The organism is Demequina phytophila (assembly GCF_000971135.1).
Classification (GTDB): domain Bacteria; phylum Actinomycetota; class Actinomycetes; order Actinomycetales; family Demequinaceae; genus Demequina; species Demequina phytophila.
Map to the genome: position 1 here is coordinate 488,280 of NZ_BBLW01000002.1, position 12,957 is coordinate 501,236.

At 70.9% G+C, this 12,957-nt stretch carries 13 protein-coding genes; 6 read left to right on the plus strand and 7 right to left on the minus strand.

The features are described from left to right. Positions 1-54: 54 nt before the first annotated feature. On the minus strand, positions 55-324 hold the full coding sequence (locus tag AOM01_RS14585) for a helix-turn-helix transcriptional regulator (RefSeq protein ID WP_228374217.1): 270 nt from the start codon (positions 322-324) through the stop codon (positions 55-57). A gap of 100 nt (positions 325-424) precedes the next feature. Between AOM01_RS14585 and AOM01_RS04995 the strand changes: the two genes are divergently transcribed. Further along, the gene (locus tag AOM01_RS04995) at positions 425-943 is read left to right on the plus strand and encodes a helix-turn-helix domain-containing protein (protein ID WP_082109991.1); all 519 of its coding nucleotides are present in this window, start codon (positions 425-427) and stop codon (positions 941-943) included. Further along, positions 940-2,085 (plus strand): tyrosine-type recombinase/integrase, encoded by a 1,146-nt coding sequence (locus AOM01_RS05000; protein WP_062289819.1) that lies wholly within the window; start codon positions 940-942, stop codon positions 2,083-2,085. Before AOM01_RS04995 ends, AOM01_RS05000 begins: the two co-directional genes overlap by 4 nt. 75 nt (positions 2,086-2,160) lie before the next feature. On the opposite strand, the gene glnA is transcribed toward AOM01_RS05000, so the two are convergent. After that, the gene (gene glnA, locus AOM01_RS05005; protein ID WP_062289822.1) at positions 2,161-3,594 is read right to left on the minus strand and encodes a type I glutamate--ammonia ligase; all 1,434 of its coding nucleotides are present in this window, start codon (positions 3,592-3,594) and stop codon (positions 2,161-2,163) included. A 225-nt stretch (positions 3,595-3,819) separates the two neighbouring features. On the opposite strand from glnA, the gene AOM01_RS05010 reads away from it, so the two are divergent. Together AOM01_RS05010 and AOM01_RS05015 are read left to right on the plus strand one after the other, a co-directional pair. After that, positions 3,820-4,248, plus strand: coding sequence for an RDD family protein (locus AOM01_RS05010; protein ID WP_062289825.1), 429 nt, complete (start codon positions 3,820-3,822; stop codon positions 4,246-4,248). Then, positions 4,245-4,889, plus strand: a complete 645-nt coding sequence (locus tag AOM01_RS05015; protein WP_156155835.1) for an HAD-IA family hydrolase — start codon at positions 4,245-4,247, stop codon at positions 4,887-4,889. Before AOM01_RS05010 ends, AOM01_RS05015 begins: the two co-directional genes overlap by 4 nt. A 93-nt stretch (positions 4,890-4,982) precedes the next feature. Here AOM01_RS05015 and AOM01_RS05020 read toward each other — a convergent pair whose 3' ends face one another. The 3 genes from AOM01_RS05020 to lipB form a co-directional block, all read right to left on the minus strand. Next, the gene (locus tag AOM01_RS05020; protein WP_156155836.1) at positions 4,983-5,693 is read right to left on the minus strand and encodes a DUF4191 domain-containing protein; all 711 of its coding nucleotides are present in this window, start codon (positions 5,691-5,693) and stop codon (positions 4,983-4,985) included. A 94-nt stretch (positions 5,694-5,787) separates the two neighbouring features. Then, positions 5,788-6,804 carry a lipoyl synthase gene (gene lipA / locus AOM01_RS05025; protein ID WP_062289830.1) on the minus strand — a complete coding sequence of 339 codons (1,017 nt, stop codon included), beginning with the start codon at positions 6,802-6,804 and terminating at the stop codon, positions 5,788-5,790. Continuing rightward, on the minus strand, positions 6,801-7,493 hold the full coding sequence (gene lipB, locus AOM01_RS05030; protein WP_062289833.1) for a lipoyl(octanoyl) transferase LipB: 693 nt from the start codon (positions 7,491-7,493) through the stop codon (positions 6,801-6,803). The genes lipA and lipB overlap by 4 nt, the downstream gene beginning before the upstream one ends. A 64-nt stretch (positions 7,494-7,557) precedes the next feature. Here lipB and AOM01_RS05035 point away from each other — a divergent pair, with 64 nt between their 5' ends. Then, the gene (locus AOM01_RS05035) at positions 7,558-9,744 is read left to right on the plus strand and encodes an MMPL family transporter (protein ID WP_062289836.1); all 2,187 of its coding nucleotides are present in this window, start codon (positions 7,558-7,560) and stop codon (positions 9,742-9,744) included. A gap of 53 nt (positions 9,745-9,797) precedes the next feature. Continuing rightward, complete coding sequence (locus AOM01_RS05040; RefSeq protein ID WP_062289839.1) at positions 9,798-11,021, plus strand: protein kinase family protein; 1,224 nt, start codon at positions 9,798-9,800, stop codon at positions 11,019-11,021. Here AOM01_RS05040 and AOM01_RS05045 read toward each other — a convergent pair. Continuing rightward, positions 11,005-11,898 carry a TIGR01777 family oxidoreductase gene (locus AOM01_RS05045; protein WP_169746516.1) on the minus strand — a complete coding sequence of 298 codons (894 nt, stop codon included), beginning with the start codon at positions 11,896-11,898 and terminating at the stop codon, positions 11,005-11,007. The two genes, AOM01_RS05040 and AOM01_RS05045, sit on opposite strands and share 17 nt — an antisense overlap. A 28-nt stretch (positions 11,899-11,926) precedes the next feature. Next, positions 11,927-12,957 (minus strand): 2-oxoglutarate dehydrogenase, E2 component, dihydrolipoamide succinyltransferase (sucB, locus tag AOM01_RS05050; RefSeq protein ID WP_082110008.1); only part of this gene is annotated, 1,031 nt, incomplete at its 5' end.

Below are 12,957 nucleotides of genomic sequence, written 5' to 3' on the forward strand. Positions count from 1 at the left end.
GATCTCCTCTTGGTGCGAAGGCCCGGGCGCCTGGCGCTCGGGGTGCGGGGGCGCTCAGCGACCGCTGTGGTCGCGCTCGCCCTCGAGCCAACTGCGAACGTCAGCAAGGTCGTACGCCACGCGTCGACCGATCGTGAACGACCGCGGTCCGCCAGTTCCCTGGCTACGCCACGAGCGCAGTGTGTTCGTGGGGATGCCGGTCTGCGCGGCCAGCTCCTCCAGCCACAGGTAGGTGCGCACCTCGTCAATGACGGGGGACCTCGTGGACCGGGACGACTGCTCTGCCTTCATGTGAACCTCCAGCGCTTGATGCGCATCGCTCATGACAGCGCATCCTCTGCATGCATCACCATAGCGCCCTCCGCCACGATACTCAACAGGACTCATCTGTTGCGATGAGCAGCATGCATGTACGATCCCAACTATGAACAAGATCGAACAGGATCGACGCCGGTCCCGGCGTGTGGCTCTTGGCAGGGCGGTGGCGGAGCTTCGTCAGGCTCAGGGGATGACTCAACGGACGTTGGCGGAAGCGATGTCTGCCGTCATCGGTGAAGAGTTCGCGCAGTCAAAGATCAGCCGGATCGAGTCGGGTGTGCGTCCAGTCGAAGTCGCGGAGCTGCCGACACTCGCGCAAGCCCTCGGCGTGGATGCCGCCGTGCTGTGGCAGGCGGCGACAGGACGTGGTCTGGAAGATGAGGCCTACTTGGCGGCGCTTGAACTTTCGGCGGTGGTGGAGCGCGATCGCGAAGAGTTGTCGACGACCTTGGCGCGCATGGAGGAGAACACGAAGCGCCTCGGTTCTTACCTCGACTATTGCCTGGTGTTGGTCGATAAGTCGGATGACGCTTCCTCAAAGCGGTTCGAACTTCCCGCCGCCGTGCACGAGGCGTTCGCCCGTGCGCAAGCCACTGTCGCGCATGTGAAGAGCGGTGAACCGTGAGCACGCATCCCGGCATCACCGACCTGGGCGACGGCAAGTATCGGGTGCGTGTCTACGACCCACGTACGCGCGGGTACCTCCAGCGGCGCGTGACGGGCGTTCGCGAAGCCCGCCGTGTGCAAGCGGTTCTCAAGGCGGAAGTTCAGCGCAGTGACGTCCTGGTCCGGAGTGGTCGGGCGCCGACGGTCAAGGACTTTGCAGAGGCCTGGCGGGTCGAGCTCCGCCACGCCCCGCTGACTGCCGTCAACGTGGAAGCGACCTTGCGCACGCACATCTACCCGGCGCTCGGTCGGACGCGCGTTACCGATGTCACGCACAACCACGCGCTGAGGTTCGTCAGGGTGCTCTCCGAGTCGGACCTCGCGGTGGCAACACAGGCGAAGGTGGACACCCAAGCGCGCCACCTCTTCGATGCGGTCGTCGCTGAGGGGTGGCGGGAGGCATCACCGTTCGCGAGGGTGCCTCGCATCAGAGCGCCCCGGTCTGCCCTGCGTCGCCAGGGCGAGTACATCCCGTCGCCAACCGAAGCCATGTCGCTCATCGGCGCTGCACGCGCGGTCGGGCGCGATGACGTCGCCCTGTTCATGCTTCTCGCGCTCGGCGCGGGGCTCCGCGGCTCCGAGGTGGTCGGCCTCGACGCAGACGCGTTGGCGGGAGGCACGGTGGTGGTGCGCCAGCAGCTGCTACGTGCAGACGGGCGGTTCTACCTGTCCGCACCCAAGACAAGCGCGGGGGAGCGCACGGTGCCACTCGCCCCGATCGTTCTCGACGCTGTGATGGCGTATCGGGCGACGCACGCGCCGCTCGCCGCCGCCTTGCCGGTCATGGACCGCGGACGGGAGCGGGAGGTTCGAGAGACCTCGCTTGTCTTGAGCGGACCCCACGGCGGGCCCTGGCAGGAGACCGTCGCTGCACGCCAAGTGGCGGCCTTCGCGGGACGTGCGGACTTCCCCGGTCGCGTCACTGCGCACACGTTCCGCAAGACCTTCACGACCATCCTCGGCGACGCCGGCGTCCCACTGCGGGTGATCGACGCCGTGACCGGACACGAGTCGTCTGGACTTACCCTCGGCACCTACACGGCCGTCACGCCCGCTGGCCTCGAACGCGCGCGTGACGCAGTACAAGACGCCCTGGCATGAGAAGAGCCCCCGACCAGACATGTCCAAAACATGTCCGGTCGGGGGCTTGATCGCTGATTTATCAGCGACTACGGCTTAGCAGTCGTAGTAGAGCTCGAACTCGTGCGGGTGCGGACGGAAGCGCAGCGGGTCGATCTCCTGCGTGCGCTTGAGGTCGATCCACATCTCGATGAGGTCCTCGGTGAACACGCCACCCTCGGTGAGGAAGCCGTGGTCCGCCTCGAGGGCGTCGAGCACCGCGGGGAGCGAGGCCGGCACCTGGGCGATCTGGGCGTGCTCCTCGGGGGGCAGCTCGTAGAGGTCCTTGTCGACCGGAGCCGGGGGCTCGATGCGGTTCTTGATGCCGTCGATGCCGGCCATCAGGAGCGCCGCGAACGCGAGGTACGGGTTCGACGACGGGTCCGGCGCGCGGAACTCGATGCGCTTGGCCTTCGGGTTCGAGCCGGTGATCGGGATGCGGACCGCGGCGGAGCGGTTACGCGCCGAGTACACCAGGTTGACCGGGGCCTCGTAGCCCGGCACGAGGCGGTGGTACGAGTTGACGGTCGGGTTCGTGAACGCGAGCAGCGACGGCGCGTGCTTGAGGATGCCGCCGATGTACCAGCGGGCCATGTCCGAGAGGCCGCCGTAGCCGGACTCGTCGTAGAAGAGCGGCTCGCCGTTCTTCCAGATCGACTGGTGGACGTGCATGCCCGAGCCGTTGTCGCCGAAGAGCGGCTTCGGCATGAAGGTCACGGTCTTGCCCGCGCGCCACGCGACGTTCTTGACGACGTACTTGAACTTCTGGATGTCGTCGCCCGCGTGCAGCAGCGTGTTGAAGCGGTAGTTGATCTCCTGCTGGCCGGCGGTGCCCACCTCGTGGTGCGCGCGCTCGAGCTCGAGGCCGACCTCGCCGAGGACCTTGCACATCTCGTCGCGGAGGTCCGCGAACTGGTCGCCGGGGGAGACGGGGAAGTAGCCGCCCTTGTAGCGCGTCTTGTAGCCGCGGTTCGGGGTGCCGTCCTCCTCGTACTCGACGCCGGTGTTCCACCAGGCCTCGGACGAGTCGATGTGGTAGTAGCCCTCGTGCTGGTTCGTGTCGAAGCGAACCGAGTCGAAGATGAAGAACTCCGCCTCGGGGGCGAAGAAGGCGGTGTCACCGATGCCGGTGGACTTCAGGTACTCGACGGCCTTCGCCGCGATGTTGCGGGGGTCGCGCGAGTAGGGCTCGTTCGTGAACGGGTCCACGATCGAGAAGTTGATGACGAGCGTCTTCGCCTTGCGGAACGGGTCGACGAACGCGGTGGCGACATCCGGCAGCAGCTTCATGTCGGACTCGTTGATCGCCTGGAAGCCGCGGATCGACGAACCGTCGAACATCGCGCCCTCGGTGAACACGTCCTCGGTGAACTGCGACGCGGGGATGTTGAAGTGCTGCATCTGACCCGGAAGGTCGCAGAAGCGGATGTCGACGAACTCGACGCCCTCGTTCTTCACATACTCGATCGCCTCGTTGGCGTCTTTGAACATCCGGTACTCCTTGAAGAGGTTGGACAGGCCTTCGGTGGCACCTCACACCCTAGGGGCGGTCCGTTGCCTACGGATACACGGAATGTTTCCAGAGTGTTACATGTGGCACCTTTCGGGCCGTGGTATCGCCCGGGCGCCGCGCGCGAGGGGGCCGCCGGGGGACGATGCGCGGGCTGGGGGCCGCGCGCATCGTCCCGCGTGGTGCCGGTTGACTAGGCTTTCGGGGTGACCGCGCAGACCGCCCCCTCCGCCCTCGTCCCACGCCGGCTGGCCGGCATCGCGATCGACTGGGTGCTGTGCCTGCTCATCTCGTCGGCGTTCTTCCCCGACCCGAGCTACCCGGCGGACACCGTGACCGGGCTCGAGCGGGCGTTCCTCGCCGGCTCGCCGTTCGCGACGCTCGCCGTGTGGGCGGTGCAGCACCTGCTGCTGGTCGCGACGCTCGGCACCACCATCGGGCACCGGCTGCTGGGCCTGCGCGTGGTGCGCGAGGAGGGCGCGCTGCCGGTGGGCTTCACCAAGGCCGCGATCCGCACGGCGCTGCTCGCGCTGGTGATCCCCGCGGTGGTGTGGGGCCCCGACGGGCGGGGGCTCCACGACCGCCTTGCGCACACGCGAGTGGTGCGCGTCGGGGGAACGGAGGGCGTCGCGTGACCGTCATCGAGGCCGCAGGCGTCCTGCTCGACATGGACGGCACGCTGATCGACTCCACCGCCACGGTGGACGTGGTGTGGGGCGACTTCGCGCGCCAGGCCGGCTTCGACGTCGACGAGGTGCTCGCGCACGTCCACGGGGTCCCCGCCCGCGCGACGCTGCGCCGCTTCCTGGGCGAGGAGGCGGACATCGAGCCGTGGTTCCGCCAGATCGAGGAGTGGGAGAACGAGCGCTTCGACGCCGACGTCGAGATCCCCGGCGCCGTCGCGGCGGTGCACGCGATCCCTTCCGGGCGGTGGGCCGTGGTGACCTCGGCGCTGCGCGAGGCCGCGCTGCGCCGGCTCGCGCGGCTCGGATTCCCGGCCGTGGAGGTGCTGGTGGCCGCGGAGGACGTCGAGCGCGGCAAGCCCGACCCGGAGCCGTACCGCCGAGGCGCCGAGGCGCTGGGCGTCGCGGTCGAGGACTGTGTGGTGTTCGAGGACTCCGACGCGGGCGTGCGTGCCGGGCTCGCGGCCGGCGCGACCGTGGTGGTCGTGGGTGGACTGGCGACGCCCACGACCGAGGGGCTCGCCCGGGTCGCGGACATGCACGGCGTGAGCGTCGCGGCAGGGGAGCGCGGCGTGAGGATCACGCTGAGCTGACGGGCGTCGCTCAGCTCCCCATGGGAGGCGCGGAAAGCGAAGAACCGTCCGTGGCTACCCCAGAGGGAGCACGGACGGTTCCTCGACAACGGCTCAGCGGCCGCGCATGCCCTTGCGGTCGGGACGCGCGCGCACCGGGTCGATGCCCTTGGGCATCGGGGGCTTCGCGCCGCCGATCGCCTTGAGGCGCGCCTCGACCGTGGGACGGTCGTTGCGGCCCAGGGCCTTCTTGGTCTTGCGGATCGCCTTGGTGAGGCCGTCGAGCGACACCTCGCCCTCGCCGCGGCCCACGTAGATCACGGTGACGGGGACGCCGGGGACGAGCTTCTCGATGCGCTTCTTGGACGTCTCCGCGGGCTTGCGGATGATCGCGCCGCCCTCGGCGAGCAGGACGATGCCGCCCTTGCCGACGCCCTGGAACACCACGCCCTTGCCGCGCGTGTCCATGTTCACCGGGTTGTCCTCGAACTTCCAGCCGGTGCGGATGGTCTGTGCGACCGCGAGCGACGATCCGGTCTGGCCCTCCATGCGCAGGAACGCGGTGCGCTCGAAGCGGCGCGTGAGGAAGTACATGGCGCCGAGCGCGCCCGTCAGCACGCCGAAGATCGACGCGTAGACGATCGCGGCGGTGTTGCCGATCAGCACGCCGACGAGCACCGCGATCGCGATCACGCCGACGAAGATGCCGATGATGCCGGGCAGCAACGCCTTGTCGTGAGGGGCGGTGACCCGGTACGCCTGGGCGACCAGGTGGTACCAGCGCTGCTTCTTGGGCTTGCTCTCGGTGCTCTTGTCCTTAGCCATGATGCGCACAGTCTAGTCGCAGGCCCGGACCCCTCCGGGACCCCCGCGGCCGGCGCATCGTCCCCCCGCGGTGCCCCGCGGAAGGACGGCCGTGTCAGCCGAGCTCGGGGCGCGCCTTGAGCAGCGCCGAGGCCTCCTGGCGCGACTCGGTGGCCTCGCCCAGGTGGGCGAGCGCCTCCGGGATCTCGCGGCCCTTGCTCTTCATCGCCTGGCCCCACAGGCGGCCGGCGCGGTACGACGAGCGCACCAGCGGACCCGACATGACGCCCAGGAAGCCGATCTCCTCCGCGATGTCGGAGAGCTCGACGAACTCGGCGGGCTTGACCCAGCGGTCCACGGGGTGGTGGCGCGGCGAGGGGCGCAGGTACTGGGTGATGGTGATGAGGTCGCAGCCGGCGGCGTGGAGGTCGCGGAGCGCCTCGACCGCCTCATCGAACGTCTCGCCCATGCCCAGGATGAGGTTGGACTTGGTGACCAGGCCGTCCTCCTGCGCCGCGGTGAGCACGGACAGCGAGCGGTCGTAGCGGAAGCCCGGGCGGATGCGCTTGAACACGCGCGGCACCGTCTCGAGGTTGTGGGCGAGGACCTCGGGGCGCGAGGAGAACACCTCGGCGAGCTGGGCGGGGTCCGCGTTGAAGTCGGGGATGAGAAGCTCGACGCCGGTGCCCGGGTTGAGCGAGTGGATCTGGCGGACCGTCTCCGCGTAGAGCCACGCGCCGCCGTCCTCGAGGTCGTCGCGTGCGACGCCCGTGATGGTCGAGTACTTGAGGCCCATCTGGCGCACGGACTCGGCGACGCGGCGGGGCTCGTCGGCGTCGAAGGCGGCGGGCTTGCCGGTGTCGATCTGACAGAAGTCGCAGCGACGCGTGCACTGGTCGCCGCCGATGAGGAACGTGGCCTCGCGGTCCTCCCAGCACTCGAAGATGTTGGGGCAGCCGGCCTCCTCGCACACCGTGTGCAGGCCGCCGCTCTTCACCAGGCCCTTGAGGTCCTTGTACTCGGGGCCCATGGTCGCCTTGGTGCGGATCCACTCGGGCTTGCGCTCGATCGGGACGGCCGAGTTGCGGGCCTCGACGCGCAACATCTTGCGGCCCTCGGGTGCGATGGTCACACGGGCTCCTTCGTGGGGAGGGGGGAGTCTGCGCCGGTGGGCGCCTGGGCCCACCTTACGTCGGCGAGGGCGGCTTCCAGGAATCGCACGGTCGGGTCGACCGCCTCGGCGAGGGGCACGTCGCGTCCCAGCTCGGCGGCGAGGGACGTGACGTCCGCGTCGGAGATGCCGCACGGGACGATGCGCTGGTACCAGTTCAGGTCGGGCGTGCAGTTGAGCGCGATGCCGTGCATGGTGACGCCCTTGGCCACGCGCACGCCGATCGCGCAGATCTTCCGCTCACGCCGCGTGTCCGTCGCGGGCAGCCACACGCCCGAGCGGCCCTCCACCCGGATCGTGTCGAGCCCGAAGGTCGCGCACACGTCCATGACGGCCTGCTCGAGCTGCCGGACGTACCGCACCACGTCGACGGGCTCCGCGAGCCGGACGATCGGGTAGGCCACCAGCTGGCCCGGGCCGTGCCACGTGATGCGCCCGCCGCGGTCGACGTCGATCACCGGGGAACCATCGACGGGACGGTCCCAGGTCGCGGTGCGCTTGCCCGCGGTGTAGACGGGCTCGTGCTCGACCAGGAGGAGGGTGTCCTCGGCCTCGCCGGCGACCACGGCGGCGTGAACCTCCCGCTGGAGGTCCCACGCCTCCTGGTAGGGCACCAGGCGGGTGCCGAGGTCGAGGGGGACGATGCGCATCACAGGATGGTAACTCTTGACCCGGTCGGGAATAGGCGTGCCTGGTTCCGGCATCATTCTCCACATGAAGCTTCGATCCTGGGCACGTCCCCTGCTCATCATCCTGGTGATCTTCGGTTGGCTCGCCGTCGGCGGCGCCGGCGGACAGACGTTCGGCAAGCTCTCGGAGGTGCAGGAGAACGACTCCGCCGCCTTCCTGCCGTCGAACGCCGAGTCGACCGAGGCCGCCGACCTGCACGCCGAGTTCGCCCCCACCGACTCCGTCCCGGCGCTCCTCGCCGTCGACGGCGGCGCGGCGGACGTCGCGACCGTCCAGGCCTTCGTCGACTCGGTTCTGACGGAGGCGCTCGAGGGCGACCCCGAGGGCCGCACCGTCGGCGACATCACCCTCACCGGCCCGCAGGGCCAGGGCCCCACCGCCATCCCGTCCGAGGATGGCGAGGCGATCCTCGTGTCCTTCGCGGTGGACGCCGAGGTGTTCGACGAGATGGCGGGCGAGGAGTCCGTGGGCCAGCTCTACGTCGACACGCTCCGCACCGCCTGGGAGCAGGCCGACACCGGTCTGACGGGCTATGTCACCGGACCCGCGGGCCTGGTCGCGGACCTCGTCGAGGCGTTCGGCGGCATCGACGGCATCCTGCTCCTGGTCGCGCTGGGCGTGGTGCTGCTCATCCTGCTGATCGTCTACCGCAGCCCCGTGCTGCCGTTCCTGGTGCTCGCGACCTCCATGCTCGCGCTCACCGGCGCGATCATCGCCGTGTACGCCCTCGCGAGCGCGGACGTCATCACGCTCAACGGCCAGAGCCAGGGCATCATGTTCATCCTCGTGGTCGGTGCGACCACCGACTACTCGCTGCTCCTGGTCGCCCGCTACCGCGAGGAGCTGCTGCGGATCCAGTCGCCCTACGCGGCTCTTGGTCACGCGTGGAAGCGCTCGCTCGAGCCCATCGCCGCCTCGGCCGGCACCGTGATCCTGGGCCTCCTGGTGCTTCTGCTGAGCGACCTCAAGTCCAACGCGGCGCTCGGCCCGGCCGGCGCGATCGGCATCGCGGCGTCCTTTCTCGCGGCGCTCACCCTCCTGCCCGCCCTGCTCCTCATCGGCGGCAAGCACGCCCGCGGCGTGTTCTGGCCGGCGATGCCGCGCTACCGCGGCGACGACGCCCACGAAGCGGAGGAGACCATCGAGGCCGTCGAGGCGCGCGCCGGCGTGTGGGGCCGCGTGTCGCGGTTCGTCGACTCGCGTCCGCGCGCGGTGTGGGCCGCGGCGGCGCTCGGACTCGTGATCCTCGCGGCGTTCGTGCCGACCTTCAAGTCCGGAGGCCTGGGCGAGCGCGACATCTTCACCGCCGAGACCGAGTCCGTCACGGGCTTCGAGTTCCTCGAGCAGCACTTCGAGGCCGGCGCGACGTCGCCGATCCGCATCATCACCGCGGAGGGCTCGGCACAGGACGTGCTCGCGGCCGTCGAGGGTGTCGACGGCGTCACGCAGGCGTACCTGCTCACGCCCGCGGTGGCCGCCGGTGCCCCGGCGGGGGCGGTGCCCGAGGACCCGATCGTGGTCGACGGCCTCGTCGAGATCGACGCCATCACGCAGGTCTCGGCGTCCTCGGCCGAGGCCCTCGACATCGTCGCGGACGTCCGCGACGAGGCGCACGCGGTCGACTCCGAGGCACTGGTGGGTGGTCAGGCCGCCGAGTCGCTGGACACCCGCCTCACCAGCGAGCGAGACCTGAAGATCATCCTGCCGACCATCCTCGCGGTGATCCTGGTAGTCCTCATGCTGCTGCTGCGCTCGATCCTGGCGCCGGTGCTCATCATCGTGGCGAACGTTCTGAGCTTCGCGGCGACCATGGGTCTCGCGGCGATCGTGTTCAACCACGTGCTCGACTTCCCCGGAACGGACCCGTCCGTGCCGCTGCTCGGGTTCGTGTTCCTCGTCGCGCTCGGTGTCGACTACTCGATCTTCCTCATGTCGCGCGCGCGGGAGGAGTCACTGCAGCACGGCGCCCGCGAAGGCATCAGGAGGGCGCTGGCGGTGACCGGCGGCGTGATCACGTCCGCGGGCATCGTGCTCGCCGCGACGTTCGCGGCGCTGGGCGTCATCCCGCTGATCTTCCTCGCGCAGATCGCGTTCCTCGTCGCGGCGGGCGTGCTCATCGACACGTTCGTGGTCCGGTCCCTGCTGGTCCCGGGCCTCATCGCGGACATCGGCCGCCGTGCATGGTGGCCGGCCCGTCGCATCGGCGACTGAATCCTCCTGTGGAGAACGCACCCCTCCGCTGTCGCTGATGCGACGGTGGAGGGGTGCGGCACATCACCCCACTCCGTCTCGACCGGGTCTCGCGGACCGTCGGTCGCGGCGACGCGGCCGAGCGCCTTGCACGCGCCCGCGTCGCCGCCCTGAGCGTGGTCGAGCACCCGGGGATCTGCGCGCCGCTTGACATCGTGCGGGAGGACGATGCCGTGCTGGCGTTGTCGCCCCGCGTCGCCGGGGCGACGCTCGCCGCCGCCGGCAGCACGGCGGGCGTGGGCGAGTGGGTGTGGCTCGTCGCGGGCATCGCGGAGGCGCTCGACGCGCTCCACTCTCACGGTCTCGCGCACGGCGACGTGTCGCCCTCCAACGTGCTCGTGGGGGTCCGGCCCGTACTGGTCGACCTCGTGGGTCCGGCGCTGGGCGGCGAGCGCGGCACCCCTGGTTTCGCGGCGCCCGAGCGCGCCGCGGGCGGGCCGCCGACCGCGGCGGGCGACGTGCACGCGCTGGGCGCGGTCGCGCTCGCCGTCGCCTCGCCCGCGTACCGCACGGAGGCGGAGGCGTGGATGGCGCCGCTCCTCGACCCCGACCCGGCCGCCCGGCCGTCCGCCGGGGCGGTGGCGCGCGGGATCCTCGGGTGCGCCACCCCGACGAGGTGGCGGCCGGTCGACGCGGAGGCGCCTGCGCAGCCCGCGGCCCGGTCCATCCGCACCGAGCGTGATCCGCGGGCGTGGCACTGGCGCCTGCGGCGTCGCCCGGCGCGGCTCGTGGCTGTCGCCGCCGTCGGCGCTCTCGCCGCCGGCTGGATGCTCTGGGGGCCCGTGCCGGCTGCCGTCGCGCCCGTCGTGGGGGTGGGCGCGGCCGGGACCGGGGTGGCGGGTGGAGCGGAGGTGCCGGTGGCATCGTCCCTGCCGGCGCCCACGGACGCGGCGCGCGAGCTCACCCTCGAGCGGATCGAGGCCATCGCGGCCGGGGACGGTGACGCGCTGGTGGCGCTCACGGTGCCGGGTTCGCGTGCGTGGGCGACCGCGGCGCGCGAGGCGCGCCAGTTCGCCGCGGTTCGGGTCGAGGGACTCGCCGTGGAGGTGCGCGAGGTCGCCCCGGTCCGTGGTGACGGCTCACGCGCCACCGTCGACGTCGCGTACGTGCTCACGGCGCACACGCTCGTGGACGGCCGCGAGCGGACCGAGGTGCCGGAGCAGCGTCAGGTGGCGCGGCTGGCGCTCGTGTGGTCGGGCGAGCGGTGGCGGGTCGAGCGGGTCAGCGTGCCGCCATGACCCAGCGAGCGGCGTCCTCGACGGTCGGGTGGCGCCACGCGAAGCCCAGGCGCGTCAGCACGGTGGGGGAGCCGTGCTGCGACGTCAGCAGGTCCTCGATCGCGCGCCCCACGGCGATGTCGAGCACTGTCTTGGGGACCCGGAAGCCGGGGCGCCTCCCCGCGGCCTCGGAGAAGGCCCGCATCAGAGCGGCGTCGCGCGCCGGGTGGGGTGAGATGCACAGCGCGACGCCGTGGTGGTCCGAGTCGATGAGGAAGCGCAGCGCGCGGATGTGGTCCTCGAGGGCGATCCACGAGTGCCACGTGTCGGGCCGCCCGAGCGACCCGAGCAGCCCGCGCGAGGTGAGGGGGAGCAGCCGCTCCGCGAAACCCCCATGCGAGGCGAGCACCAGCCCGGTGCGCGCGGTGACCACGCGCACGCCCGCGTCGCGCACGGGCTGCGCCTCGGCCTCCCAGTCGAGCACGATTCCCGACAGGAGGGTGCGGCCGGGGCTGGAGGCCTCGTCGAGCCGCTCCTCGGCACGGTCGCCGTAGAAGCCCATCGCGGAGCCCTGGAGGAGCATGCCGGAGAACCCGGCCCCCGCATCGTCCCCCAGGATCGCCCGCACGATGGTGCGGGTCGAATCCACGCGGGACCGGCGCACCTCGGCGGCGTAGGAGTCGGTGAGGCGCTTGGCGCCGATCGAGGCGCCGGCGAGGTTGACCACGACGTCGGCCGAGCGGATCACGTCCGCGTCGATCGCGCCGGTGGCGGGGTCCCAGCGCGACTCGTGCGGTCCCGCGGGTGAACGCCGCACGAGGGCGACCACGTCGTGGCCGCCCTCGTGCAGGTCCTTCTTGAGCGCCGTGCCGATCAGCCCCGAGGAGCCTGCGATCACGACGCGCATCTTCAGTTGTCCTGGTCCGTCAGAGACCGAGCTCGGACTCGAACTCGCCGGCCTCGATGATCCGCTTCACGGTCTGCAGGAAGCGGGCCGCGTCCGCGCCGTCCACGATCCGGTGGTCGTAGCTGAGCGGGAGGTAGCACATCGGGCGGACCGAGATGACGTCCTCGCCGTCGGGGCCCTTGACCACGACCGGCTTCTTGACGATCGCGCAGGTCGCGAGGATGCCCACCTGCGGCGCGGGGACGATCGGGGTGTCGAACAGCGTGCCGCCCGAGCCCGTGTTGGTCACCGAGAACGTGCCGCCCGAGATCTCGTCGGAGGACAGACCGCCCTCGCGCGCCTTGGTGGCGAGGTCGACGATGCCCTTGGCGTGGTCGACGATTGTCTTCGAGTCCGCGTCCTTGAGCGTCGGGAGCATGAGGCCCTTGGGGGTGTCCACCGCGAGCGACAGGTTGACCGACGGGTGGTAGACGATGCTCCCGTCCTCGACCGACGCGTTGAGGAACGCGTGCTCCTGCAGCGCGATCGCCGTGGCGCGGGTGAAGAACGGCAGGAACGTGAGGTTCACGCCGTGCTTCGCGGAGAACGCCGACTTGTTCTTGGCGCGCAGCGCGAAGATCTTGGTGCAGTCGACCTCGACGACGGAGGTGAGCTGCGCCATGCCGTGCAGCGACTCCATCATCTTGTCGGCGGTGATCTTGCGGATGCGGGTCATCTTGACCGTCTGGCCGCGCAGCTCCGAGACCTCGACCTGGTTGGCCGAGGTGGCGGGAGCGGCGGTCGCCGCGGCCGGAGCGGCGGCGGGGGCCGCCGTGACCTTGGCCGCGGCCTCGAGCACGTCCTCCTTGCGGATGCGGCCGCCCACGCCGGTGCCGGTGAGCGCGGACAGGTCCACACCCTTGTCGGCGGCGAGCTTGCGCACGATCGGGGTGACGTAGCCCGAGCCGGACGATGCGGCGGCCGCGGGGGCCACCGGAGCGGCCGGGGCCGCGGGGGTGGCCGGAGCAGCGGGCGCGGCCCCGACCGGAGCGGCCGGGGGCGCCGCGGGCG